Annotated in this window: 19 protein-coding genes; 11 read left to right on the top strand and 8 right to left on the bottom strand. The window is 71.5% G+C overall.

All coding sequences use genetic code 11. The features are described 5' to 3' along the window. Positions 1-196: 196 nt before the first annotated feature. On the top strand, positions 197-2,605 hold the full coding sequence (pcrA, locus tag ACZ6TV_RS12180; protein WP_465297198.1) for a DNA helicase PcrA: 2,409 nt from the start codon (positions 197-199) through the stop codon (positions 2,603-2,605). Between the two features lie 890 nt (positions 2,606-3,495). Here the strand turns inward: pcrA and ACZ6TV_RS12175 are convergent. After that, positions 3,496-4,173, bottom strand: a complete 678-nt coding sequence (locus ACZ6TV_RS12175; protein ID WP_465297197.1) for a M23 family metallopeptidase — start codon at positions 4,171-4,173, stop codon at positions 3,496-3,498. 245 nt (positions 4,174-4,418) lie between these two features. On the opposite strand from ACZ6TV_RS12175, the gene ACZ6TV_RS12170 reads away from it, so the two are divergent. From ACZ6TV_RS12170 to ACZ6TV_RS12155, 4 genes are all read left to right on the top strand, one after another. Further along, positions 4,419-4,826, top strand: a complete 408-nt coding sequence (locus tag ACZ6TV_RS12170) for a cobalamin B12-binding domain-containing protein (protein WP_465297196.1) — start codon at positions 4,419-4,421, stop codon at positions 4,824-4,826. Between the two features lie 347 nt (positions 4,827-5,173). Beyond that, on the top strand, positions 5,174-6,349 hold the full coding sequence (gene sucC, locus ACZ6TV_RS12165) for an ADP-forming succinate--CoA ligase subunit beta (RefSeq protein ID WP_465297195.1): 1,176 nt from the start codon (positions 5,174-5,176) through the stop codon (positions 6,347-6,349). Positions 6,350-6,354: 5 nt separating this feature from the next. Continuing rightward, complete coding sequence (sucD, locus tag ACZ6TV_RS12160) at positions 6,355-7,242, top strand: succinate--CoA ligase subunit alpha (protein ID WP_465297194.1); 888 nt, start codon at positions 6,355-6,357, stop codon at positions 7,240-7,242. 73 nt (positions 7,243-7,315) lie between these two features. Continuing rightward, positions 7,316-8,620 carry a cell division protein PerM gene (locus ACZ6TV_RS12155; RefSeq protein ID WP_465297193.1) on the top strand — a complete coding sequence of 435 codons (1,305 nt, stop codon included), beginning with the start codon at positions 7,316-7,318 and terminating at the stop codon, positions 8,618-8,620. Between the two features lie 138 nt (positions 8,621-8,758). On the opposite strand, the gene ACZ6TV_RS12150 is transcribed toward ACZ6TV_RS12155, so the two are convergent. Further along, a complete protein-coding gene (locus tag ACZ6TV_RS12150; RefSeq protein ID WP_465297192.1) occupies positions 8,759-9,349 on the bottom strand; it encodes a DUF4190 domain-containing protein in 591 nt (196 codons plus the stop codon). Positions 9,350-9,558: 209 nt separating this feature from the next. On the opposite strand from ACZ6TV_RS12150, the gene purN reads away from it, so the two are divergent. Next, positions 9,559-10,170 carry a phosphoribosylglycinamide formyltransferase gene (purN, locus tag ACZ6TV_RS12145; protein WP_465297191.1) on the top strand — a complete coding sequence of 204 codons (612 nt, stop codon included), beginning with the start codon at positions 9,559-9,561 and terminating at the stop codon, positions 10,168-10,170. Further along, the gene (gene purH / locus ACZ6TV_RS12140; protein WP_465297190.1) at positions 10,163-11,695 is read left to right on the top strand and encodes a bifunctional phosphoribosylaminoimidazolecarboxamide formyltransferase/IMP cyclohydrolase; all 1,533 of its coding nucleotides are present in this window, start codon (positions 10,163-10,165) and stop codon (positions 11,693-11,695) included. The genes purN and purH overlap by 8 nt, the downstream gene beginning before the upstream one ends. Positions 11,696-11,730: 35 nt before the next feature. Here purH and ACZ6TV_RS12135 read toward each other — a convergent pair whose 3' ends face one another. Further along, the gene (locus ACZ6TV_RS12135; protein WP_465297189.1) at positions 11,731-12,669 is read right to left on the bottom strand and encodes a serine hydrolase; all 939 of its coding nucleotides are present in this window, start codon (positions 12,667-12,669) and stop codon (positions 11,731-11,733) included. Between the two features lie 30 nt (positions 12,670-12,699). Between ACZ6TV_RS12135 and ACZ6TV_RS12130 the strand changes: the two genes are divergently transcribed. Further along, entirely contained in the window at positions 12,700-13,566 is an 867-nt protein-coding gene (locus ACZ6TV_RS12130; RefSeq protein ID WP_465297188.1) for a bifunctional methylenetetrahydrofolate dehydrogenase/methenyltetrahydrofolate cyclohydrolase, read from the top strand. A 454-nt stretch (positions 13,567-14,020) separates the two neighbouring features. Here the strand turns inward: ACZ6TV_RS12130 and ACZ6TV_RS12125 are convergent, their stop codons facing one another. After that, the gene (locus tag ACZ6TV_RS12125; protein ID WP_465297342.1) at positions 14,021-14,992 is read right to left on the bottom strand and encodes an outer membrane protein assembly factor BamB family protein; all 972 of its coding nucleotides are present in this window, start codon (positions 14,990-14,992) and stop codon (positions 14,021-14,023) included. A 630-nt stretch (positions 14,993-15,622) separates the two neighbouring features. Continuing rightward, positions 15,623-16,168, bottom strand: a complete 546-nt coding sequence (locus tag ACZ6TV_RS12120; RefSeq protein WP_465297187.1) for a CGNR zinc finger domain-containing protein — start codon at positions 16,166-16,168, stop codon at positions 15,623-15,625. 88 nt (positions 16,169-16,256) lie between these two features. On the opposite strand from ACZ6TV_RS12120, the gene ACZ6TV_RS12115 reads away from it, so the two are divergent. Continuing rightward, positions 16,257-16,670, top strand: a complete 414-nt coding sequence (locus ACZ6TV_RS12115; RefSeq protein ID WP_465297186.1) for a hypothetical protein — start codon at positions 16,257-16,259, stop codon at positions 16,668-16,670. 64 nt (positions 16,671-16,734) lie between these two features. After that, positions 16,735-17,949: an NADP-dependent isocitrate dehydrogenase gene (locus ACZ6TV_RS12110; protein ID WP_465297185.1), complete on the top strand. Its 1,215-nt coding sequence runs from the start codon at positions 16,735-16,737 to the stop codon at positions 17,947-17,949. A 277-nt stretch (positions 17,950-18,226) separates the two neighbouring features. Here the strand turns inward: ACZ6TV_RS12110 and ACZ6TV_RS12105 are convergent, their stop codons facing one another. Both ACZ6TV_RS12105 and ACZ6TV_RS12100 read right to left on the bottom strand, forming a co-directional pair. After that, complete coding sequence (locus ACZ6TV_RS12105) at positions 18,227-19,153, bottom strand: glycosyltransferase family 2 protein (protein ID WP_465297184.1); 927 nt, start codon at positions 19,151-19,153, stop codon at positions 18,227-18,229. Next, positions 19,150-20,073 carry a sulfotransferase gene (locus ACZ6TV_RS12100; protein ID WP_465297183.1) on the bottom strand — a complete coding sequence of 308 codons (924 nt, stop codon included), beginning with the start codon at positions 20,071-20,073 and terminating at the stop codon, positions 19,150-19,152. The genes ACZ6TV_RS12105 and ACZ6TV_RS12100 overlap by 4 nt, the downstream gene beginning before the upstream one ends. Positions 20,074-20,152: 79 nt before the next feature. Here ACZ6TV_RS12100 and ACZ6TV_RS12095 point away from each other — a divergent pair, with 79 nt between their 5' ends. Beyond that, entirely contained in the window at positions 20,153-21,013 is an 861-nt protein-coding gene (locus tag ACZ6TV_RS12095) for a WecB/TagA/CpsF family glycosyltransferase (protein ID WP_465297182.1), read from the top strand. Positions 21,014-22,534: 1,521 nt separating this feature from the next. Here ACZ6TV_RS12095 and mfd read toward each other — a convergent pair. After that, positions 22,535-26,134, bottom strand: a complete 3,600-nt coding sequence (gene mfd, locus ACZ6TV_RS12090) for a transcription-repair coupling factor (protein WP_465297181.1) — start codon at positions 26,132-26,134, stop codon at positions 22,535-22,537. Between the last annotated feature and the right edge of the window lie 185 nt (positions 26,135-26,319).

Genomic DNA, 26,319 nt, shown 5'->3' with positions numbered 1-26,319 from the left:
CCCCGGGCTCGGGAGCCCGGGGCGTCGGTAGGTTTCAGCGTTCAGGCGCGACCTACGGCTGCCGGACTCCCGGAGCCGTAAAAAAAGTAGGGGCGCACCTGCTCGATCACGTCACCGAGTATGGCACGGCCTTCTCAGCGACGTGAAGTCCTCCGGCGGTTTTCTGTCAGTGGGTCGGCATAGACTCGCCGGTGCGATGCATGCTCTCTTCGATCTTCCCCAGTCCGAGCCTTCCGGCGTGACCGCTCCCGCCCCGGCTCAGCCGTCCCGCCGCCGCGACCCCGAGGCGCTCCTCGAGGGGCTCAACGGTCCGCAGCGCGACGCCGTGACCCACGAGGGCGCCCCGCTGCTCATCGTGGCCGGCGCCGGCTCGGGCAAGACCAAGGTGCTGACCAGCAGGATCGCCTATCTGCTCGCCGCCCGGCACGTGCACCCGGGCGAGATCATCGCGATCACCTTCACCAACAAGGCCGCGGGCGAGATGAAGGAGCGCGTCGCCAACCTCGTCGGCGGCCGCGCCCGGCTCATGTGGGTGTCCACGTTCCACTCCGCGTGCGTGCGCATCCTGCGCGCCGAGCACGACCACGCCGGCCTCAAGTCGACGTTCTCGATCTATGACGCCGACGACTCGCGGCGGCTCATGCAGCTCGTCATCCGCGAGCTCGACCTCGACCCGAAGCGCTATCCCGCCCGGGGTCTCGCCGCCCAGGTGTCCAACCTGAAGAACGAGCTGGTCGACCCCGAGACCTTCACGGCCAGGGCGGTCGGTCCCGCGGAGCGCACCCTCGCCGAGGCCTACACGCTCTATCAGCAGCGCCTCACCGAGGCTCACGCGCTCGACTTCGACGACCTGATCATGCGCGTCGTGCACCTGCTGCAGAGCCACCCCGAGGTCGCCGAGACCTATCGCCGCCGCTTCCGCCACGTCCTCGTCGACGAATACCAGGACACCAACCACGCGCAATACATGCTGGTGAAGGAGCTCGTCGGCAAGACCGGCGAGCTGTGCGTCGTCGGCGACGCCGACCAGTCGATCTACGCGTTCCGCGGCGCCACGATCCGCAACATCCTGGAGTTCGAGCGCGACTATCCCGACGCGCGCACCATCCTGCTGGAGCAGAACTACCGCTCCACCCAGACGATCCTGTCCGCCGCCAACGCCGTCATCGGCCGCAACACCGAGCGCAAGCCCAAGCGCCTGTGGAGCGACCAGGGCGCCGGCGAGCAGATCGTCGGCTATGTCGCCGACACCGAGCACGCCGAGGCCGACTGGGTCGCCCGCGAGATCGACCGCCTCTCCGACAACGCCGGCGTCCGCCCCGCCGACGTCGCCGTCTTCTACCGCACGAATGCGCAGTCCCGTGTGTTCGAGGAGATGTTCATCCGCTTCGGCCTGCCCTACAAGGTCGTCGGCGGCGTGCGCTTCTATGAGCGCAAGGAGGTCCGCGACGCCCTCGCGTATCTGCGCGCCGTGGTCAACGACGACGACACCGTCAGCGTCCGCAGGATCCTCAACACCCCGCGCCGCGGCATCGGCGACCGCGCCGAGGCCTGCGTCGAGGCCCTCGCCTCCCGCGAGCGCATCTCCTTCGGCGCCGCGCTCCGCCGCGCCGCCGAGGCCCCCGGCATCTCCACCCGCGCCGTCAACGCGATCGGCGACTTCGTCGCGTTGCTCGACGAGCTGCGCACGATGACCGAGACCGCGCTGCCCGAGGAGGTCCTGGAGGCCGCGATCGAGCGCTCCGGCTATCTCGGCGAGCTGGAGGAGAGCACCGACCCGCAGGAGGTCGGCCGGGTGGAAAACCTGCAGGAGCTGGTCAGCGTCGCCCGCGAATACACCGAGCGCGCCGAGGCCACCATCGCCGTCGCCGCCGAGCAGGGCGACGCCACCGCCGCCCCGCTCCCGACCGTCGCGGGCTTCCTGGAGCAGGTCTCCCTGGTCGCCGACGCCGACCAGATCCCCACCGACGACCCCGACCACACCGGCGTCGTCACCCTCATGACCCTGCACACCGCCAAGGGCCTCGAGTTCCCCGTCGTCTTCCTCACCGGCCTCGAGGACAGCGTCTTCCCCCACCAGCGCTCGATGAGCGACCGCAAGGAGCTGGAGGAGGAGCGCCGCCTGGCCTATGTCGGCATCACCCGGGCCCGCCAGCGCCTCTACATCTCCCGCGCCGTCACCCGCTCCGCCTGGGGCCAGCCCGCCTACAACCCGCCGTCGCGCTTCCTGGAGGAGCTCCCACCCGAGCTCGTCCGGTGGGAGCGCACCGACGCCGCCTACACCAGCTGGTCCGGCGGCGGCGGCCACGGCGGCCGCAACACCGGCCCCGCCCAGTCCCGCACGTCCTCCTTCGTCGGCGGCACCCCGAAGGCGGCACAGCTCGCGGCGAAGCTCGGCCTGGACGCCTCCAAGCTCTCCACCGCCAGCGAGCTGTCCCGCGACATCCCCGCCCTGTCGGTCGGCGACCGCGTCAACCACCAGCGCTATGGCCTCGGCCGCGTCCTGGCGGTGGAGGGCGCGGGACCACGAGCCCAGGCCCAGGTCGACTTCGGCGACCAGGTGATGTGGATCGTCCTGCGCCACGCCCCCATCGACAAACTCTGACCCCCCCCGACCTCCGTCCACCACCACCGGCCGCTCTCCGCTCACGGGACAGGCCGCCTTCGGGCACGAGCTCATCCGCCGCCTCGCCGGCCGCAGGAGGTGCCTCGCCGCCCGGACCGGCTCCCCGCCCGGACCGGACCAGCTCGCGGCACGGGCCGGACCAGCTCGCGGCACGGGCCGGACCAGCTCGCGGCACGGACCGGACCGGCCCCGTACGTGTGCTGGACCGGCCTCGCGCACGGGCCCGGGTCGGCTTTCAGCGCGGGCGCCGGACCGGCTTCTCGCACGGCCAAACTGGCTTCCCGCGGGCCCGGACCGGCCTCCCGCGCGGGCGCTGGACCGACTTCCATGCGGGCCGCTCCTGCGCATGGCATGTCCTGTTCCGTCGCCGGTTCTGCTCGCCACCAGAACCGCACGGGATCATGAAGCGCACCAGCGGCGAATGCGGATGCCAGCGCGCCCGTGATCCGGAAAGCGCCGCCACCGGCAGCAGATCGGCGTTTCTCCCATGATCCGGAAGAGATTTCGTCGCCCTGACGACCAAAAGTCTTCCGGATCACGGAAACCAGCCCTTCGCCCGGCGGCTGGTCGGGGTGCTCCCATGATCCGGAAGACTTCGTGTACCCAGGGGTGCACAAGGTCTTCCGGATCATGGAAACCAGCCCGGCCCAGCCCAGCGGCCGGCCCCGATCGTGGAAAAGGCGCGGCGGGAGCCACCGGGGATGGCACGCGGATGCGTAGGAAGCTGCCGCGCGCCTTGCGCGCTGGCAGTGCGTCGCGGAGCGGCGCATTGGGGGGCTCCGGGGGTGAGAATCCCCCCGGCGGGACCCGCGCGAAGCGTGGGGCAGCGAGCCCTATCGCCGGAGGCGACAGAGCGGGAAACAGTACAGCTAGCCGTAGATGGCTTCTGTGTGTTTCTGGATGTCTACGCCGTTCTTGCGCATGAAGGCCAGCGGCTCGATCGGCTTGTCGTGGTCGCGGACCTCGAAGTGGAGGTGGGCGCCGAACGAGTGGCCCGTGTTGCCGGTCAGGGCGATCCTGTCGCCCGCCTTCACCAGCTGGCCTTCTTTGCACAGGAGTTTGGAGGCGTGCCCGTACACGGTGACGATGCCGTCGCCGTGGTCGATCATGACGTTGTTGCCGTAGCCGCCGTTCCAGCGGCAGAGGATGACCTTGCCGGCGGCGACGGCGGTGAAGGGGGTGCCTTGCGGGGCGCCCAGGTCGACGCCTGGGTGGAGGCGGCCCCAGCGTTCGCCGTAGAAGGACGTGAGGGTGTAGCGCTGCATCGGCAGGATCCACACGTCGGGGGCGGGCATGTTCGACATGGGGTTGCTGGTGCGGGAGCGGCTGGCGCGGTCGGTGTCGCCGCGGACGCTCACGTCGTCGAAGTTGCCGCTCGCCTCGAGAGACAGGTCGTTGCGCGGCTCGGGCAGTGCGGTGGAGACGCCCAGGGCGACGATGCCGGCGCCGACGACGGCGGTGGTGAGCACCGCGGCGTAGCGGGTGTGGGCGGCCTGTGCGCGGCGGCGGCCGCGATATGCACCGCCGGGCGGCCGGGCATCTTCCATACGTCCGCACCCCCACCTATTCGTCGCATTCCGGGAAATGGCTTCTCAATGTGAACCGCAGGTCACCGTAGCCAATTCGGAATGTGCGCCACAAGCCACGACAGGCTTGTCGGTCAATGAGTGCCCGGGCGGTTGGTTGTGCGTAACCCGGCGTGCGCAAGGTCGTTGCGGGCGGGACATGCGGTACCTTCGGCCGAGATGGGCGCCACAACCGAGCGGGCGCCGCAACGGGAAGGATGGTGAGGATGAGCGCGAGGACCCGCGTCGTCATCGCCAAGCCCGGCCTCGACGGGCACGACCGAGGCGTCAAGATCGTCGCCAGGGCGCTCAGGGACGCCGGCATGGAGGTCATCTACACGGGCCTGCATCAGACGCCGGAGCAGATCGTGGAGACCGCCATCCAGGAGGACGCCGACGCGGTCGGGCTGTCCGTCCTGTCGGGGGCGCACATGACACTGTTCCGGAAGGTCATCGAGCTGCTCGCCGAGCGCGGCGCCGAGGACATCCTGGTGTTCGGCGGCGGCATCATTCCCGACGACGACCTGCCGGAGCTGGAGCGGCTCGGGGTCAAGAAGATCTTTACGCCGGGCGCGACCACACAGTCGATCGTGGAATGGGCGCAGGCGCACATCGCGATTGACGCCCGTACATAAGAAATACGAATACAAAGGGGGAGAGGCCGGACGCACCCCTCACACGTCCGGCCTCTCTATCGCACGATGCCCCGCCGCCACCCCTCGACCGACAGGGCATCGGCCGCCTTTGGTGCCGGCCCTACCCCTGCGGGCGGGCCGACACTGCACTCAACGAAGGGCCGAGAGGTCGGTTACGCGGGTCCCCCAAAAGTGGACCCGACGGCCAAGCCGACCGCTGAGCCGGTTGTGGAATCCGGCACACCCCGCACCCGCCAAGTCGCAGCCTGTTCAGACCTGGTTAGGCTGCGAGCGTTGAGCCGTCCTCGCGATGGGGCAGGCGGCACGGTTGACGGAACGGGACCACTGTGGACCTGTACGAGTACCAGGGGCGCGCCCTCTTCGCCAAGCACGGCTTGCCGGTGCTGGGCGGCGGCGTCGCCGAGACCCCTGAAGAGGCCCGTGCGATCGCCGAGGAACTCGGCGGCCGGGTTGTCATCAAAGCCCAGGTGAAGGTCGGCGGCCGCGGCAAGGCGGGCGGCGTCAAGCTGGCGGAGGGGGCCGACGAGGCCACCACCCACGCGACCAACATCCTCGGCATGGACATCAAGGGCCACACGGTCCACAAGGTCATGGTCACGACCACGGCCGACATCGCCGAGGAGTACTACTTCTCGTACCTGCTCGACCGGGCGAACCGCACGTTCCTGTGCATCGCCAGCGTCGCCGGCGGCATGGAGATCGAGACGGTCGCGCACGACGCGCCGGAGAAGGTCGCCAAGGTCGCCATCGACGCGGTCAAGGGTGTCGACGAGACCCTGGCGCGCTCGATCGTCGAGCAGGCGCAGTTCCCCGCCGACGTCGCCGACCAGGTCGTGTCGATCGCGGTCAAGCTGTGGCAGGCGTTCATCGCCGAGGACGCCACGCTGGTCGAGGTCAACCCGCTCGCCAAGACGACCGACGGCACGGTGCTCTGCCTCGACGCGAAGGTGACCCTCGACGAGAACGCGGGCTTCCGCCACGCGGAGCACGAGGAGCTCGAGGACAAGGCCGCCGCCGACCCGCTCGAGCAGGCGGCGAAGGCCAAGAACCTCAACTACGTGAAGCTCGACGGCAACGTCGGCATCATCGGCAACGGCGCGGGCCTGGTCATGTCGACGCTCGACGTGGTCGCGTACGCCGGCGAGGGCGTGGGCAGCAAGCCCGCCAACTTCCTCGACATCGGCGGCGGCGCCAGCGCCCAGGTCATGGCCGACGGTCTGGAGATCGTGCTCGGCGACCCCGACGTGAAGAGCGTGTTCGTCAACGTCTTCGGCGGCATCACCGCCTGCGACGCCGTCGCCAACGGCATCGTGCAGGCGCTGCAGCTGCTCAAGGACCGCGGTGAGACGGTCTCGAAGCCGCTCGTGGTCCGCCTCGACGGCAACAATGCCGACGAGGGTCGCCGGATCCTCGACGACGCCGCCAACCCGCTGATCGAGCGGGTCGACACGATGGACGGTGCGGCCCGCCGCGCCGCCGAGCTCGCAGCGAGTGGGGTGTAACGACCATGGCGGTATGGCTGACCGAGTCCAGCAAGGTCATCGTCCAGGGCATGACTGGTGCCGAGGGCTCCAAGCACACCCGGCGGATGCTCGCCGCGGGCACGAACGTGGTCGGCGGCGTCAACCCGCGCAAGGCGGGCACGCAGGTCGACTTCGACGGCACGAAGCTGCCGGTGTTCGCCAGCGTCGCCGAGGCGATGGAGCAGACGGGCGCCGACACCAGCGTCATCTTCGTCCCGCCGGCGGGCACGAAGTCCGCGACGCTGGAGGCCATCGACGCGCAGATCCCCCTCGCGGTGGTCATCACCGAGGGTGTGCCGGTGCACGACACGGCCAACTTCTGGGCGCACCTGCAGGCCAGCGGCGGCAAGACCCGGGTCATCGGCCCGAACTGCCCCGGCATCGCCAGCCCCGGCAAGTCCAACGCGGGCATCATCCCGGCCGACATCACCGGCCCCGGCAAGATCGGGCTGGTCAGCAAGTCGGGGACGCTCACGTACCAGATGATGTACGAGCTGCGTGACATCGGCTTCTCCACGTGCATCGGCATCGGCGGCGACCCGGTCATCGGCACGACGCACATCGACGCGCTCGCCGCGTTCGAGGCCGACCCGGAGACCGCGGCGATCGTCATGATCGGCGAGATCGGCGGCGACGCCGAGGAGCGCGCGGCCGACTTCATCAAGGCCAACGTGCGCAAGCCGGTCGTCGGGTACATCGCGGGCTTCACCGCGCCGCCCGGCAAGACCATGGGCCACGCCGGCGCGATCATCTCCGGCTCGGCGGGCACCGCCGACGCGAAGAAGCTCGCCCTGGAGGCCGCCGGCGTCCGCGTCGGCAAGACCCCCACCGAGACCGCCAACCTGATGCGGGACCTCGTCAAGGCGCTGTAACACCACAGATCAATGAAGATTGGGACGGCCGGGGTGAGTGACCGGCCGTCCCGTCTTTGACAGAGTAAGAGCGATGCCCACCACCCCAGAGGAACCAGACGAAGGGGCGCAGACCCGGCTGGCCGATCGGGAGACCGTCCGCCTGCCGATCCAGCGGCGCTCCACGCGGGGCCGGCCACCCGGCCGGCGCCCCGCCCGGCGTGCCCCGCTGGTCCTTGCCGCCACCGTCACCACCCTGTGGGCGGCCGTGGTGACGCTCGTGCCGACGCTCGTCGTGGTCTGGCTCCTGCACGCCATGGACAGCTCCGGCGCGCCGCTGACCCAGATCCTGCGCGTCGGCGCGGCGGGCTGGCTGCTCGCGCACTGGGTCCCGCTCTACACCGGGATCGGTCCGCTGTCCCTCGCCCCGCTCGGTCTGACGGCCGTCGCTGTTTGGCGGGTGTACCGCGCCGGCGTGCACACCGCACGTGCCGTCGGCGCCCGGGCCCGCCCGAGCGGTGGGTCCTGGACGCCGTGGCCGGCGGCACGCGCCGCGGGGTGCATCGCCGTCGTGTACGGGCTGCTCGGCGCCGTCCTCGCGCTCGTCGCGGGCCACAAGGGCGTGGAGGTGTCCGCCGTCGGCGCCGGGTTCACCCTCTTCGGGTTCGGGCTGCTGGCGGGGGGTCTCGGCGCGTTCGTCGAGGCCCGTGGCATCGCCCGGCTCGTCGGCCGGCTGCCCGGCGTGATCCGCGACGCGACCCGGACCGGGGCCGTGGCCGCGCTGCTCATCCTGGGCGCCGGCGCGGCCGTCTCGGGGATGGCGGTCGCGGTCAGCGGCGGCGACGCCGGCCAGATCATCGACGACTATCACACCGGCGTGGCCGGGCAGATCGGTCTCGTCGTGCTGTGCGGCTTCCTCAGCCCCGACGTGACCGTGTGGAGCGCCGCGTACCTGGTCGGGCCCGGGTTCAACATCGGCGCCGAGACGACGATCAGCGCCGCCGAGGTGTCGATGGGCCGGCTGCCGGCGCTGCCGCTGCTGGCCGGGCTGCCGTCGACCCCGGCGACCGGGTGGGCGCCGCTGCTGCTCGGCCTGCCGCTCGCCGCCGCGCTCATCGCGGGCTGGCTGCTCGCCCGCCGGTCACTGCGCAACGACCCGGGCCGCGGCTGGCTGCCGCTGCTCGGCGCGGCCGCACTCGCCGGGCCCTGCGCGGGGCTGCTGCTCGGGCTGGCGTCGGTCGCGGCGAGCGGGTCGGCCGGCAGCGGCGGGCTGGAGCAGATCGGCCCGCGGGCCGGCGAGGTGGCGTTCGTCGCGATGCTGATGGTGACGATCGGCACGGTCCTGGCCACCGCCGCGACGAAGATCGCGCTCCGGGTCCGGCAGGGCGGCACCCCGTAGCCCGCCGCACCGGATGGTGCGTCCGGCCCCGGACATCGCGTCAGCCCGATCGGTCCGGCGCTTCGTCGACGGTACCAACTGGGAAAACGCAAAATGCCCGGCTGCTGCGAACAGCATGCCGGGCGATTGCGTCGGGTGTTAGTAGACGAACCAGCCGCTCGCCGCGCCCGCGAAGTAGAGGACCCAGATGGCGATCTCGATGACCACACCGACGGCACCGGTGATGATGCCGGCGAGCGCCATGCCGCCGTTGTTGGCCAGGCCCTGCTTGACCTTCTGCTGGCCGAGGTAACCGAGGACGATCGCCGCGGCGCCGAGCAGGAAGCCGACGTAGCAGCAGGCGAGCGGGATCGACACGATGCCGAGGATCATCGAGACGAGGCCGAGCGTGTTCTGCTGCTGCGGGGCGCCGTAGCCGGGCTGCTGGTAGCCGGGGGTGCCGTAGCCGGCGGGCGGGTACGCGCCGCCGGAGGTGGGGTAGCCACCGCCCGACGTCGGGTACGGGGTGCCGGACACCGGCGGCTGCTGCGCGTACGGGTCCTGATAGGCCGGCTGCTGCGGCTGCGCGTACGGGTCCTGGTACGCCGGCTGCTGCGGCTGCGCGTAGGGGTCCGGCTGCTGCGGCTGCCCGTACTGCGGCTGCTGCCCGTACTGCGGCTGCTGACCGTAGGGGTCCTGGTACGGCTGCTGCTGCCCGTACGGATCCTGGCCCTGTGGTGGGTAGCCCATTGCGATGGCTCCTAAGGCTGGGGACGTCTGTCGCTGCGTTTCCGCATCAGGGTAGTCCCGAGGGGGATACGGAACTTGCGCAGCGTACTGGTCAGGATCAAATCTTCGCAGCCGCGAAACGGTGGAACATCGGCAACATGCGGCTTTTCATGCGGTTTCTGCTACGGCCCGCCGCTGAGCAGGGCCGACCCGGTCGGTAGAGTTTCACGGTGACCGTTCGGCTTGTGGTGCTCGTGTCCGGTTCCGGCTCCAATCTGCAGGCGTTGCTCGACGCCTCCGCCGACCCGTCGTACGGCGCCGCGGTCGTGGGCGTCGGCGCCGACCGCCCCGACATCGAAGGGCTGGTCCGGGCCGCGAAGCACGACATACCGACCTTCGTGGCGGCGGTGCCCGCCTTCGGCTCCCGCGACGAGTGGGACGCCTTCCTGACCGCGTCGTGCGCCGGGTTCGAGCCCGACCTGATCGTCTCGGCCGGGTTCATGAAGCTGGTCGGACCCCGGTTCCTCGGTCAATTCGAGGGCCGATATGTGAATACGCACAATGCGCTGCTCCCGGCGTTTCCGGGCATGCACGGGCCGCGCGACGCCCTCGCCTACGGCGTGAAGCTCGCCGGCGCCACGCTGCACTTCGTCGACAGCGGCGTCGACACCGGGGCGATCATCGCGCAGGTCGCGGTGCCCGTCCTCGACGACGACACCGAGGACACCCTCCTCGAGCGGATCAAGGTGGCCGAGCGCCGCCAGCTGGTCGACACCGTCGGCCGGATGGCCCGCGAAGGCTGGACCGTCAACGAACGAAAGGTCAGGTTGGGTCGTGGCTAACCGCCGTCCCATCAGGCGCGCGCTCATCAGCGTCTACGACAAGACCGGGCTGGAGGACCTCGCGCGCGCCCTTGCCGGCGCCGGCGTCGAGCTCGTCTCCACCGGCTCGACAGCGGCCCGCATCGAGGCGGCCGGGCTGCCGGTCACCAAGGTCGAGCAGCTCACCGGGTTCCCGGAGACGCTCGACGGCCGGGTGAAGACCCTCCACCCGCGGGTGCACGCGGGGCTGCTCGCCGATCTGCGGCTGGAGTCGCACGCGGCGCAGCTGGCCGAGCTGTCGATCGAGCCGTTCGAGCTGCTCGTGTCCAACCTGTACCCGTTCAGCTCCACGGTGGCGTCGGGTGCTTCCGACGACGAGTGCGTCGAGCAGATCGACATCGGCGGTCCGGCGATGGTACGAGCCGCGGCCAAGAACTTCCCGAGTGTGGCGGTGGTGACGTCGCCTGGTTCTTATGCGGGCGTGATCGCTGCTTTGGCCGACGGTGGTTTCACGCTTGAGGAGCGGCGTTCTCTGGCCGCTGTCGCTTTCGCGCACATCGCCGAGTACGACGTCGCCGTGGCCGAGTGGTTCGCGCGGGACAGTCTGGACTTTGCCGGCACGGCGCTGCGCCGTTCCGCGACGCTGCGGTACGGCGAGAACCCGCACCAGAGCGCCACGCTCTACGTGGACCCGGCCGCCGCGCCCGGCCTCGCGCAGGCCGAGCAGCTCGGCGGCAAGGAGATGTCCTACAACAACTACGTCGACGCCGACGCCGCCTGGCGCGCCGCGCACGACTTCACCGAGCCGTGCGTCGCGATCATCAAGCACGCCAACCCGTGCGGCATCGCGATCGGCACCGACGTCGCCGACGCGCACCGCAAGGCGCACGCGTGCGACCCGGTCAGCGCGTTCGGCGGCGTGATCGCCGTCAACGCGCCGGTCACCGTCGACCTGGCGAAGCAGATCAGCGAGATCTTCACCGAGGTCGTGGTGGCCCCGGCGTACGAGGAGGGCGCGGTCGCCGTCCTCACCGCCAAGAAGAACCTGCGCGTCCTGCGCGCCCCGGCGTGGGCCCCGGCCGCCGCCGAATCCCGGCAGATCTCCGGCGGCGTCCTCGTCCAGGCCGCCGACCGCGTCGACGCCGACGGCGACGACCCGGCGAACTGGAAGCTCGTCACCGGCGCGGAGGCGTCGCCCGAGGTCAAGCGCGACCTCGCGTTCGCCTGGCGGGCCGTGCGCGCCGTCAAGTCCAACGCGATCCTGCTCGCCTCCGGCGGCGCGACCGTCGGCGTCGGCATGGGCCAGGTCAACCGGGTCGACTCCGTGCGCCTCGCGGTCTCCCGCGCCGGCGAGCGGGCGGCGGGCTCGGTCGCCGCGTCCGACGCGTTCTTCCCGTTCGCTGACGGGCCGCAGGGGCTGATCGAGGCGGGCATCACCGCCATCGTGCAGCCGGGCGGCTCGATCCGCGACGAGGAGGTCATCGAGGCGGCCCGCGCGGCCGGCGTCACGATGTACCTCACCGGCACGCGGCACTTCTACCACTAGGCATCGCGCCGCGGGGCCCTTCGTCCGAGGGGCCCCTACGGCGTGGTGATCTGCGCCGGCACCGGAGCGCCGAAGTACGTCGCCACCGTGTCGCTCACCGCGTGGGCGCCCTTGCCGAGGGTGCCGCTCGCGCCCTGCTCGTACATGGCGGCGACCACGTACCGCTCGCCCGGCCCGGCGAACCCGACCGTGTGCGTCACCCAGACGGTGCGGCCGCCGACCGGCTTCTGCGCCCAGCCGTCCTTGTTGCCCGGGTTGAGCCCGCTGCCGGCCGCCCACACGCCCCAGCGCTGGTTGCTCGCGACGTTGCGCAGGGTCTTCGTGAGGTACGCGCGGTCCGCCGGGTCGAGCTTGTCCAGCACATAGCTCATGAGCGCCTGCAGATCCTCCGCGCTGCACCTCAGGTTGCGCCAGAAGGTGTCGTACCCCGAGACGACGCCGAGCGTGCGCATGCCGTACGTGCTCCGGAACCGGCCGAGCATGCCCGCCCCGTCGTACCTGTTCCACAACGCGGTCGCGGCGTCGTTGTCGGAGCTGATCAGCGCCTTGTCGAGGTTGGCCCGGTCGGTGCCGTCGAGGGTGATCGCGCCGCTGCGGTGCCGCTCCAGCAGGTCCGTGGCGATGGCCAGCTTGATCGTCGACGCGGTCCAGGTGGTGGCGGTCGTGTTGCCCGCCTTCCACACCGCGCCGGTCTGCCGGTCCCGGATCACGATGCCGAACGTGCCCGCCTGCTGCCTCACGAACGCGGCGGCTCTGGCTTCCTTACCGGCCGCCCCGGCCGCCCCGGCGCTCTGGCTCTTCGCCGGCGCCGCGCTCTGGCTCACCGACGGCACCGCGCTCTGGCTCGGCTGATCGCTGCCCGCGACGCTCTGCCAGGCTGCCTGCGGCTCAGCGGTTTGCGCCGGTTTGTCGCTTCCGCACGCCGCCAGGGCGGAGATGGTGAGGAGGGCGACGAACCACTGCCGGACGGACACCCCCGAAACTGTAATGGCAGGATCAAGCCCGTGACGGCAACGATGCTCGACGGCAAGGCCACCGCGGCCGCGATCAAGGACGAACTCCGCGCCCGGGTGAAGGCCCTCGCCGCCCGGGGCGTCGTCCCCGGCCTTGGCACCGTCCTGGTCGGCGACGACCCGGGCTCGCACGCGTATGTGGCCGGCAAGCACCGCGACTGCGCCGAGGTCGGCATCGCCTCCATCCGCCGCGACCTGCCCGCCACCGCCACCCAGTCCGAGGTCGAGGCGGCCGTGGCCGAGCTCAACGCCGACCCCGCGTGCACCGGGTACATCGTCCAGCTGCCGCTGCCCGCGGGCCTGGACGAGCAGCGCATCCTGGAGCTCGTCGACCCCGCGAAGGACGCCGACGGCCTCCACCCGACCAACCTCGGCCGCCTCGTCCTCGGCATCCCCGCCCCGCTGCCCTGCACGCCCCACGGCATCGTCGAGCTCCTGCGCCGGCACGCCATCCCGATCGCCGGCGCCCACGTCGTCGCCATCGGCCGCGGCACCACCGCCGGCCGGCCGCTCGGCCTGATCTTCACCCGTAAGAGCGAAAACGCCACGGTCACCCTCTGCCACACCGGCACCCGCGACCTGGCCGCCCACACCCGCACCGCCGACATCGTCATCGTCGCCGCCGGCTCCGCCGCCCTCCTCACCCCCGACATGGTCAAACCCGGCGCCACCGTCATCGATGTCGGCGTCACCCGCGTCGTCCAGCCCGACGGCAAGGCCCGCCTGGTCGGCGACGTCGCTCCCGAGGTGGCGGCCGTCGCCGGGCACCTGGCCCCCATGCCGGGCGGCGTAGGCCCGATGACCAGAGCCATGCTCCTCGCCAACGTCGTGTCCCTCGCCGAACACCACCTCACCTGACGCCGCACTTTTTCAGGGTGCGCCGGCGGGCCGCGTCTGCGGACGCTCCCATGTACCGGCGTCATCCGTACGTACCTACGGATGCCCGTGACCCGCGGTCGCGTGAGCCAGCAGATGCCCGCACGCACCTGAGGACGGTCGTGGCCTGAGGACGGTCGTGGCCTGCGGACGGTCGTGGCCTGCGGACGGTCGTGGCCTGCGGACGGTCGTGGCCTGCGGACGGTCGTGACCACGCACGGATCGGCGGATATCCGCATGCATCTGCGGGCGGCCGCGGCCTGCGGTCAAACGCCGGTGGACGCCCGCGCACCGGTGGCTGCGGTCCGGCCGGGACGGCGGCAGTGCTGCCTCCCGGTGCGGCGATGGCTGCGCCGCACCCCGGGACGCCGCAGACCTGCCCGTGGGTGGGCGTGCGGGCGGGATCGGCCGGGCGCGGTTCGGCTCGGCCGCGGGGTCAGGTGACGCTCAGGAACAGCTCGGTGGTCTTCTCCTCCCTGGTGGCCACGACGGCGTGGGCCGGGGTGGCGGCGATGGAGACCTCGGGGCAGCGGGTCGTGCAGGTGATCGTGCGGTCCTCGGTGGCGCCGCCGTCGGTGGTGCGGGCGCCGATGAGGCGGAGGCGGCCGTCCGTGCCACGCCACACGACGTAGACCTTGTCGCCGGCGGTGGTGGCGGTCAGCGGTTGATACCCGCCGAGGCCCGGCAGACCCACGTCCCACTTCACGGCGCCCGTGTGGACGTCGACGGCGGTGAGGTGGGCGCGTTCGCCGCTGGGCTCGGCATACAGCAGGAGATTGCCGGCCGGGACGGCGAGCGGGCCGGCGGTGTCGTGACGGTCGCCGACGGTGCCGGTGACGGCGTCCATGAAGACGGCGCGGCGCGGTGAGGTGCCGGTGATCGTGACGAAGCCGTCGCCGGTCGCGTGGATGCGCAGCTCGTCGGGGTTGCGCTGGATGGCGTGCCAGGACCAGCGCTCGGCGGCGGTGGTGGCGGTGAGGCCGACGGCGACGTCGTCGACGCCCTGGGCGCGGCAGCGCATGGCGACCGCGACGGTCTCGGCGGTGGTCGCGAGGTCGGTGACGTCGCAGGGACCGCCGTTGCGGGCGGGGGTCCACCGCCACAGCAGGGTGCCGTCGGTGACGTCGAGGCCGAGCAGGTCGCCGGCGCCGATGCCCGAGCTGGCGAGGACGACCGTCCTGCCCGCGCCGTGGACGGACGCCATCTTCCCGGCCGTGTACCGCTCGGAGAAGCGCACCTGCCCACTGCCCGCGTCCAGGGCGGTGACCAGCACGCCGTCGTCGGTGCCGAAGACCACGACGACGGTGTCGCCGGTCGCGCCGGTCACCAGGCCCGCGGTCTGGGTCGGCAGGTCGGAGCGCAGATAGCGCCACGCGATGGCGCCGCTGGACAGCCACACGGCCCGCACGCCGTCGTCGGCCCGGACGATCGCCAGCTGGTCGTGGACGCCGACGAGTTGCACCCCGACATACGGCAGCGGCCAGGTCTGGTCGCCGCCGGCCGGGGGCGGGTCACCGGCCGTGGTCGAGTCGACGAAGCGCCCTTCCCGCGCATAGTCGACGCCGAAGCCGGCGACGATCACCAGCACGACACCTGCTGCCGCGACCGCGAGCCACGGCTTCGGCGCGGCCGGCAACGCGCCGGGCCCGCCGGCGAGGAGCAGCAGCCAGCCGAGGGTGACGGCGGCCGCGCCCGCGACGGTGACCGGCCCGCCGAACCCGACGCCCGCGCTCGGCTCGACCATCGTGGCGAGCCCGATCGCGACCAGGGTGGCGGCGAGCCCGGCGACGGCGGCGACGGCGGAGATCAGCCGGAAGCGGCGCGGCTCGGTGCGCGTATAGGCGACGCAGAGCGCGCTGATCAGCGGCCCGAGGAACACGATGCCGGCGATCGTCACGAGGTCGGGGTGGCGGCTGCCGGCCAGGGTCCAGGGCAGCGCGAGGCCGGTGACGACGGCGGCGACACCGAGGACGATGGCGACGAGCCCGGTCCCGCGGGCGAAACGGCTGGCATTCACGAGGAACAGGATGCCGGGTACCTACGACAATTTCACGCGGCGCTTCTGTCGGTAAGCGGCGGACTTCGCGCGGTTCTGGCACGCGAGCGAGCAGAACCGCCGCGACGTGTTCTTGGTGACGTCGAGAAAGTACGCGTCGCACAGCTCGGCGTCGCACACGCCCAGCCGGTGGGTCTGCCTGGTGCCGACGAGGAAGGCCAGACTCGTCGCCGACTCCGCCGCCCAGGCGTCGACGACGTTGGCGTCGACGGCGTGGAACGCGAGGACCGCGGCGCCGTGCAGGTTGGGCACCGCGCCGTGGTCGGCGAGCACCGCGTTGAGCGCGGCGGCGGCGCTGTGCAGGTCGCGGGCGATGCACGCGTCCACCGCGACCCGCAGCCGGGCCGCTGCGTCGGTCAGGACGTCGACGTCGGCGCCGGCCAGCGGGAATCCCTGCCAGCGTTCGCTCTCGGCCAGATCGGTGAACGCGGTGCCGATCCGGTCGTCCACGCCGAGGTGACGGCCCTGCCGCGGGGTCACCGTGAGGTCGTTGACCAGGGTCAGGCAGAGCTCGACGTGCGTCAGCACGTAACTGTCTATCTCGCCTTGACCAGTGATGCCACCGCCAGTTATCGTCACTGGCATAGCTTAACTTGGCAGTGACGGGAGATCCGAGATGCAGTTCGAGTTCACCGACGCGGGTCGCATCCTGGCCGGCATCGCCCTGCTGTCGATCGTGACGATCGAGGTCGGCGGCTGGTTCCTGACCAAGATCGTGCGTGGCGCCGTGCCGATGACCCCCTTCCAGCAGGCGTTCGCGCGTGCCGGGCATGCGCACGCGGGCGTCCTGGTCACCCTCGGGCTCGTCGGCATCCTCTATGCCGACCTCGCCGGGATCGACGGGTTCCTCGGCTGGATCGCCCGAGGCGGCGTGCTGGCCGCGGCCATCCTCATGTCGGGTGGCTTCTTCGCGTCGTCCGCCGGCAAGGGCCGCACGGCGCCCAACGGCGCCATCGTGATGATCTGGATCGGCGCGCTGTCGCTCGCGGCGGGTGTGGTCAGCCTCGGGGTCGGGGTCCTCGGATCGTGATCCGCTCGATGCAGTACGCTCGTACTGCTAAGCGAAGGCAAGCCGCGAGAGGAGCGCCCGGCCGATGGCGAAGATCAAGGTAAACAACCCTGTCGTCGAGCTCGACGGCGACGAGATGACCCGCATCATCTGGAAGCAGATCCGCGAGCAGCTGATCCTGCCGTACCTCGACGTCGACCTGAAGTACTACGACCTGTCGATCGAATACCGTGACCAGACCGACGACCAGGTCACGATCGACGCGGCCAACGCCATCAAGCAGCACGGCGTGGGCGTCAAGTGCGCGACGATCACCCCCGACGAGGCCCGGGTCGAGGAGTTCAAGCTCAAGAAGATGTGGCGTTCGCCGAACGGCACGATCCGCAACATCCTCGGCGGCGTCGTCTTCCGCGAGCCGATCATCATGTCCAACGTCCCGCGGCTCGTCCCGGGCTGGACCAAGCCGATCATCATCGGCCGTCACGCCCACGGCGACCAGTACAAGGCGACCGACTTCGTCGTCCCCGGCCCCGGCAAGGTCACCGTGACCTACACGCCCGAGGACGGCGGCGCGCCGATGGAGTTCGAGGTCGCCAACTTCCCCGGCGGCGGCGTCGCCATGGGTATGTACAACTTCGACGACTCGATCCGCGACTTCGCCCGCGCCTCGCTGCGCTACGGCCTCGACCGCGGCTACCCGGTCTACCTGTCGACGAAGAACACGATCCTGAAGGCGTATGACGGCCGGTTCAAGGACCTGTTCGCCGAGGTCTTCGAGAACGAGTTCAAGGGCGAGTTCGCGGCCGCCGGCATCACGTATGAGCACCGCCTCATCGACGACATGGTCGCCGCCGCCCTGAAGTGGGAGGGCGGGTTCGTCTGGGCCTGCAAGAACTACGACGGCGACGTGCAGTCCGACACCGTCGCGCAGGGCTTCGGCTCGCTCGGCCTCATGACCAGCGTCCTGATGACCCCGGACGGCAAGACCGTCGAGGCGGAGGCCGCCCACGGCACCGTCACCCGGCACTACCGTCAGTGGCAGAAGGGCGAGAAGACCTCGACCAACCCGATCGCGTCCATCTTCGCGTGGACGCGCGGCCTGGCCCACCGCGGCAAGGTCGACGGGACCCCCGAGGTCACCGCGTTCGCCAACACGCTGGAGCAGGTCTGCGTCGACACCGTCGAGGCCGGCCAGATGACCAAGGACCTCGCCCTGCTCATCTCCCGCGACGCCCCGTGGCTCACCACGGACGAGTTCATGAACGCCCTCGACCAGAACCTGGCCAAGCGCCTCGCCTGATCACCCACCCGACCCGGCGACCGCCTGAAGCCACGCGTCAGGCGGTCACCGACGGCGGCGTCGGAGCAGTTTGATCGACCATGAAGGGCCAGCGGGGGTGTCGCGCGTCGACACCCCGGCTGGCCCGCATTACGTCGCGGATCGTGTCGACGCGCGGCACGGAATGCCCAGGACGCGATGAGGGCCGCACCGCTGGAGGAACTCGCGGTGCGGCTGACCATCGTCGGGCGTGGTCCCGCTAGAGCCTCGTGACCACCGGTGAGCCTGGCCTGTGGGGTCAGATGCCGTGGCCGCGGCGGTGCAGGGCGCCCAGGACGCTTTCGACCTTGACGACGCCGGTGACGGCGGCGAGGGCGATGGCGGCGCGGGGTTCGCGCCAGTTGGAGCGCATGGCGGCCTTGGTCCAGAGCCAGGCGTCGCGGCGGTTGCCCGAGGCGGCGGACCAGCAGGCGAGCTGGCCGTAGACGCGGCCGGCGCCGGTGCCCGAGCCGGCGATCTCCGGGTGGCGGGTCATCATCCAGCGCAGGGATGCCATCTTGGTGGCGTACTCGTAGGCGAACATCGACGTGCGGCCCCACAGGACGCGGACGAGTGGCTCGTCGACGTGGACGATCTCGCCGCGTTTGGCGGCGCGCAGCAGGAGGTCCCAGTCCTCGTTCTGGCTGCCGGGCGCGTCCTCGGCGACCAGGCCCATCTCGTCCTCGGCGAAGACGAAGCGGCGCACCAGGAACGTCGAGGAGTGCAGCATCGACATCCGGGAGCGGACCAGGTCGTCGAGGCCGACCAGCGACGCCCCCGCCAGGCGCGGGGTGAGCGATTCACCGAACTCGACCTCGATGGCCGCCGTGCAGAACTCCGCCTGCGGTCGCTGCTGCAATGCGAGCACCTGACGCCGCAGCTTGGTCGGGGTCCAGGCGTCGTCGTCGTCGCAGAACGCGACCAGATCCGTCTCCAGGGCCACGATGCCGGTGTTGCGGGCGCCGGCCAGGCCGGGCTTGCGCAGGTTGGGCAGTACGTCGAGCGGACGGTCCCCGCCGCGGCACAGCGACACGTCAGGGTCGTGCTGGTCGAAGACCACGATCGTGCGCACGGGGCCGGGATAGTCCTGCGCGACGATGCCCTCGACGGCGCGGGCGAGCAGTTCGGGGCGGTTCCGCGTCGGCACGACCACGCCCACGCTCGGCCAGTGTCCGGTGGTGTTCATCGGGCCCCCCGGTATCCGTACATGCCGAGCAGCGGCGCGGTGAGTGCGCTGACCACTCTTCGCTGGCGTCCCGGCAGGGCGGTGCGCCACGCGTCGTCGCGGCGGAGCGGGACGGGGCCGACGGTGAAGCGCATCGGGTTGCCCGCGGCGCTGTGGCACGGCCCGAGCTCTGCCGTGCCGCCGTGCAGGAAGTCCATGCCGTCGTGGTCGAGTCCCGAGAATTCCGAGATCTCGGACAGGACGGTGGACGGGGAGTCGAGCAGCGACTCGTACCGGACCCGCATGACCGGCACGCCGCACCGGTGCAGCACGGAGAGCGCCGTGTTGTGCGCGTTCCACAGCAGGGCGGAACGGCTCGGCGAGTACCGGGTCATCTCCTCGAGACCGTCGGTCTCGGGCCGGCGCACGGTCTTCGTCCAGGAGTACGCCACCCCCCGGCTGTCCCGCACCACGTGCACGACCCGCAGGTCGATGCTGGGCGCGAACCGCAGGCAGTACGCGAGGGCGGCGTGCTTCGAGGAGTCGACCAGCACCTGCGCACCCGAGACGACGGCCGCCGCCTCGTACAGCCTCGCGTACCAGTCCGCGTACTCCTCGACGAGCAGCCGGTGCGACTGGCTCATCCGTACACTCGCCAACCGCGGAATGTGCCGGGTCCGCTCGACCGCGTGCCGCAGTGCGAGCACCCGCCACACGTCGACGTGCTGCCACCCGCCGAACGCCTTCTCACCGACGGCCTGCCAGAAGTCGCAGGACGAGAAGTGTGCCCCGCAGGCGCAGCGCTCGTCACCGGCGACGTCGCGTTCCCACAGGTGGACGACCTCGCCGAGCGGGCACACGCCGGGCAGCTCGCCGAGCAGGCGCTCCAGCAGGGTGGTTCCGCTGCGCCCGAGCCCGCCGAGGAACAGAACGCGTACCAACCGTCCTCCTTGGTCGTTTTGGTAGATATGCCAGCTGTGCTGGCATCTGTTATCTCTAACGACGAATTACGGATGAACGATGCTGCACACCAGAGCGCGCTGGCGGCGGGTCCCTCTCGGCGGCCTCTCCGTGGACCCATTGACCGAGGAAGAAGTCGTCTCCCACGTGCGCTCGGCCCTGGCCCGCGGCGACGGCGGCTGGATCGTCACGCCCAACGTCGACATCCTGCGGCACGTCTCCCGCGACCCCCAGCTCCGCGCCCACCTGCGCGAGGCCGACCTGGTCGTCGCCGACGGCACGCCGCTGGTCTGGGCGGCCCGCCTCGCCGGCTGGAACCTCCCCGCGCGGGTCACGGGCTCCGACCTGATCTGGTCCCTGTCCCGCGCCCTGGCCGCCGACCACCACGGCGTCTTCATCCTCGGCGGGACGCCTTCGGACGGTTCAGGGTTCGCCGGTACGACCTCCGACACCGACTTCGACGACGTGGCCGACCTCGACGGCGCGCACCGGGCCGCGCTGGTGCTCGCCGACACCTTCCCAGGACTGCGGATCGCCGGGACGCTCTGCCCGCCGTTCGGCTTCGACACCGACCCCGACCTGCTCGAAGCGGTGTGCGACGCGGTCATCGCCGCCGAGCCGCAGATGGTGTACGTCGGTATCGGCTTCCCCCGTCAGGAACACCTGATCCGCCGCCTGCGCGCCGCGCTGCCCGCCACCTGGTTCCTCGGCTGCGGCGCCGCGGTCAACTTCGTCGCCGGAGACATCCAGCGCGCGAACCCCGCGATGCAGAAGGCCGGCCTCGAATGGCTGGACCGCCTCGCCCGCGAACCCCGCCGCCTCGCCCGCCGGTACCTGCGCGAGGACGCCCCGTTCGCCGCCGCGCTCCTGGCCCGCTCCCTGCACCACCGCCTGACCCACCGCCCGGCCCACCGCGCCTAGTTGTTAGCTGTTAGCTGTTACCCGCTGTGTCGCCTCCGGCGATAGGCTCGCTGCCCCACGCTCCGCGCGGGTCCCGCTGTTACCCGCTCTGTCGCCTTCGGCGATGGGCTCGCTGCCCCACGCTCCGCGCGGGTCCCGCCGGGGGGATTCTCACCCCCGGAGCCCCCCAATGCGTCGCTCCGCGACGCACTGCCAGCGCGCAGAGCGCGCGGCAGCTTCCTACGCATCCGCGTGCCATCCGGTGGCGCGCCGCCGCGGCCATTCGGGATCATGGGATGGGTCCGGCTCCTGGATCGAACAGCGCACCGGCCGGCCGGCTCCACCGAGCACGCCACGGCGATGGGTTGGAGGCGTCCCGAGGTGCGCCGGTGAGTGCACTGATCACGACGCGGCGGCGAACGCGAGCCGTGAGCGCCGCTGCCATCCGGCCGAGGTCTGGCGATCGATGCGGTCGACGGGTCGCCTGGCCGGGGTGGCGGTGCGGAACCGCGGTGGCGTCCACGACGACGCAAGAAGTGCGGGCTGGCCGTCGCCGCGTTGGCGGAGGTGCAACCTGCCGGGCCGGGGCCATAGGAAGCGCTCCACGCTCCGGCGATAGTTGGCCGGGGTGGTGGGAGTGGCGGAGCGGGCGGATGCCAAGCCAGGCCCAAGGCCGCCTCCGGGCGCGGGCCACGGACGTGGGGCATCCGCGGGCGAGGGAGCACCCCGAACTCGTGGCGCAGAAGCATCCCCCGGCGGGGAGTCCCCGCGCGGGAGCACCCCGGCGCGGGACGCGGGCGCTGCCTCGGACGTGGGGCACGGATGTGGGGCACCCTCGGGCGAAGGAGCACTCCCAGGCGGGGCCCCGGCTGGAGCATTCCCCTGCGGGGAGAATTCCCGCGGGAGCCCTCGGCGGGCGAGAGCACCCCAGCGTGGGGACGCGGGCGCACTCTCCGGACGTGGGGCACCCATGGGCGTGGCGCACCCCGAACTCGTCGCGCAGGAACTCCCCGAGGGCGGGGAGAACCTCAGCGGAAGCCCCCGCGGGGAGTGCTCCAGCGCGGGGACGGTGGGCGCACCCTCCGGACCCGGTTCATGGGCGCGGGAGCATTCCGAGCTCGGGACGCAGAAGCCCGCCGGCGGGAGCCCCGCGGGAGCACTCCAGGCGCGGCACGCGGGCGCAGACTCGGACGCCGGCACGGATGTGGGGCACCCTCGGGCGAAGGAGCACTCCCAGGCGGGAGCCCCCGGCGGGAGCAGTCCCGGCGGGGAGAACTCCCGCGGAAGCCCCCGGCGGGCGAGAGCACCCCAGCGCGGGGACGCGAGCGCACCCTCCGAACTCGGGGCACCCCCGAGCGTGGGCGCACCCTCCGGACGCGAGCGCACCCTCCGAACTCGGGGCACCCCCCGAGCGTGGGCATCCTCCGGATGGGGGCACGCCTGGGCGCAGGAGCACCCCGAACTCGGGGCGCAGGAGCACCCCGGTGCAGAACGCCCCCGGGACCGGGGCGCAGGAGCGCTCCGGAGGTGGAGGAGGTGGGGTCAGGGCTTGGTGGTGGCGGGGATCGGGTCGCCGAGGACGGTCTTGAGGAGTTCGGCGGCCCATTCGAGGAGCTGGGTGTCGCGCATCGGCTCGCCGCCGATGCGGCGGGTCGAGGGGCGGGGGAGGGAGACGGTGTCGGCCGCTGCCTTGTAGACCGACTCCGGGTAGAGGCGCTTCAGGCGCATCTGCTTCGAGTCGGCGAGCTGCAGCGGGCCGAAGCGCACGTGCTTGCCCTGCAGCGAGACGTCGGTGAGGCCGTAGGCGCGGGCCACGAAGCGGAAGCGGGCCACCGCGAGGAGGTTTGCCACCGGCAGGGGTGGCTCGCCGTAGCGGTCCTTCATCTCGGCGACGATCTCGTCGAGGGCGGCGCTGTCCTTGGCGCCGGCCACCTTGCGGTAGATCTCCAGGCGGAGGCGCTCGGCGGCGATGTATTCCAGCGGCAGGTGGGCGTCGACCGGCAGGTCGATCTTGACGTCGGGCTCGTCCTCCTCGGGGCGTTCGCCCTTGAACTGGGCGACGGCCTCGCCGACCATGCGCACGTAGAGGTCGAAGCCGACGCCCTCGATGTGGCCGGACTGCTCGCCGCCGAGGAGGTTGCCGGCGCCGCGGATCTCGAGGTCCTTCATGGCGACATACATGCCGGCGCCGAGCTCCGTGTGCTGGGCGATGGTGGCCAGCCGCTCGTGGGCGTGCTCGGTCAGCGGCTTCTCGGGCGGGTAGAGGAAGTAGGCATACGCCCGCTCGCGGCCGCGCCCGACCCGGCCCCGGATCTGGTGCAGCTGCGACAGGCCGAGCAGGTCGGCGCGCTCCACGATCAGGGTGTTGGCATTGGGGATGTCGATGCCGCTCTCCACGATCGTGGTGCAGACGAGGACGTCGTATTCCTTCTCCCAGAAGCCGACCATGATCTTCTCGAGGGCGTCCTCGGTCATCTGGCCGTGCGCGACCGCGATGCGCGCCTCGGGCACGAGCTCGCGCAGCTTGCGGGCCGCGCGGTCGATCGACTCGACCCGGTTGTGCAGGTAGAAGACCTGGCCGTCGCGGAGCAGCTCGCGGTGGATGGCGGCGGAGACCTGCTTGTCGTCCTGCGCGCCGACGAACGTGAGGACCGGGTGCCGCTCCTCCGGCGGGGTGGCGATCGTGGACATCTCGCGGATGCCGGTGATCGCCATCTCCAGGGTGCGCGGGATCGGGGTGGCGGACATGGTGAGCACGTCGACGGAGGCCCGCAGCTGCTTCAGGAACTCCTTGTGCTCGACGCCGAAGCGCTGCTCTTCGTCGACGATGACCAGGCCGAGCTGCTTGAAGCGGGTCGCGGTCTGCAGCAGCCGGTGGGTGCCGATGACGATGTCGACGGTGCCGTCGGTGACCTTCTCCATGGTCAGCTTCGTCTCGGTCGGGGTCTGGAAGCGCGACAGCTGCCGCACCTCGACCGGGAACTGCGAGACCCGCTCGGAGAACGTGTTGAAGTGCTGCTGGGCGAGCAGCGTCGTCGGGACGAGCACGGCGACCTGCTTGCCGTCCTGGACGGCCTTGAAGGCGGCGCGGACCGCGATCTCGGTCTTGCCATAGCCGACGTCGCCGCAGATGAGGCGGTCCATCGGGGTCGACTTCTCCATGTCGCCCTTGACCTCTTCGATCGCGGCGAGCTGGTCGGGGGTCTCCTGATACGGGAACGCGTCCTCCAGCTCCCGCTGCCACGGCGTGTCCGGGCCGAACGCGTGGCCCTGCGAATTCTGCCGGACGGCATACAGCTGGATGAGCTGCGCGGCGATCTCCCGGACCGCCTTGCGGGCCCGCGACTTGGCCTTCTGCCACTCGGAGCCGCCCATCTTGTGCAGGGTGGGCGTCTCACCGCCGACATAGCGCGACAGCTGGTCGAGCTGGTCGGTGGGCACGAAGAGCCGGTCGCCGGGCTGGCCGCGCTTGGTCGCGGCGTATTCCAGGACGAGATACTCCCGGTCGGCGCCGTTGACGGTGCGCTGCACCATCTCGATATAGCGCCCGATGCCGTGCTGCTCGTGCACCACATAGTCGCCGGTGCGCAGCTCAAGGGGGTCGATCTGGTTGCGCCGCCGGGACGGCATCTTGCGCATGTCCTTGGTGGACGCGCCGCGTCCGCCGGAGATGTCGGTGCCGGTGATGATCGCGAGCCGGGCGCCCTCGTCGAGGTAGCCGTTGCCGAGCGAGCCGGTGGTGACCGTGACGATCCCGGGATCCGGCAGGTCCGAGATGTCATCGACGAAACCGACACCCAGCCCGGCGTCGCGGAGCACCTCGACGGCCCGCTGCGCGGGACCGGTGCCTTCGAACACCAGCGCGAGCCGCCACCCGTCGCCGGCGAGCCGCTTCAGATCGTCGACGACCCGCGCGGTCTCCCCGTGATAGAGCGGCGCGGGCTGCGCGGGCAGCGCGATGGAGATCGCGTCGTCGGAGACGGTGACCTCGACGGATTCGCCAAGGCGCCAGGGCTCGTCCGCAACGGCGGACGAAGCATCGAGAGAGAAGGCGCTCAGCGACCACCACGGCAGACCCAGCGAGGCCGCCGCCGCGCGCACCTCCGACAGGCTCTTGAACGCGGCCGCGCCCAGGTCGATCGGCGCCTTCCCGCCGACCGCGGCGGCCGCCCAGCTCGCCTCCAGGAACTCCTCGCTGGTGCGGACCAGGTCGTGCGCGCGGGTGCGGATCCGCTCGGGGTCGCACAGCAGCACGTGCGTGCCTGCGGGCATGGTGTGCAGGACGAGCTCGAGGGAGTCGGTGTCGCCGAGCAGCGCCGGGGCCAGGGACTCCATGCCCTCCACGGGGATGCCGCCGGCGAGCTTGTCCAGCAGCTCCGCGAGCTGCGGATGGTCGGTCGACAGCGCCGCGGCGCGGGCCCGGACCTCGTCGGTGAGCAGCAGCTCCCGGCACGGCGGCGCCCACAGCCGGTCCACGGTGGAGATGGTGCGCTGGTCGGCGACGGCGAACGAGCGGATCTCCTCGACCTCGTCACCCCAGAACTCCACCCGCAGCGGGTGCTCCTCGGTCGGCGGGAACACGTCGAGGATGCCGCCGCGGACCGCGAACTCACCCCGCTTGGTGACCAGGTCGACCCGCGCATAGGCGAGATGTCCGAGCCGGGCGACCAGGGCGTCGAGATCGGCGGTGTCGCCGGCGGACAGGACAACGGGCGAAAGGTCTCCCAGCCCCTTGAGCTGCGGCTGCAGCACCGAACGGACCGGCGCGACGACCACCCGCGGCAAGGGGGAGTCGGCAGTGGGATGGGCCAGCCGGCGCAGCACCGCGAGGCGTCGCCCGACGGTGTCCGAGCGGGGGGACAGCCGCTCGTGCGGCAAGGTCTCCCAGGCGGGGTAGACGACCACGTCCGAAGGGTCGAGCAGGCAGCCCAGGGCCGCGGCCAGGTCCTCGGCCTCCCGCCCGGTCGCGGTGACGGCCAGGACGGGCCGCTCGGCGGCCACGACCGCCGTGACGAACGTGCGCAGCGACGGGGGCCCGGTCAGGTCGACCTGGTCGCTGTGCCCGCCCCGGGCCAGGTCACGCACGCGGGCGAGCGCTGGGTCCTGCAGGGCGGCGGAGGTGAGACCGGCGAGTCTTGGCATCGGAGCAACCCATCTGCACGGCAAACAACCCCGCGCCCGGGAAGGGCGGGGGTGTATCGAGCAAGACCCAGCCTATCCCCGGGGTCCGACAAAACCACCGAGGGTGAAGACGAGCCGGAAGCTGAGACGTGACTCACCGGAACGCCACGGTGCGTGGTTGCAGCCGATACGATGCCGGTGAAAAC

It is taken from the genome of Dactylosporangium sp. NPDC051087 (assembly GCF_055586325.1).
This window is presented reverse-complemented; position numbering and strand designations above follow the sequence as displayed.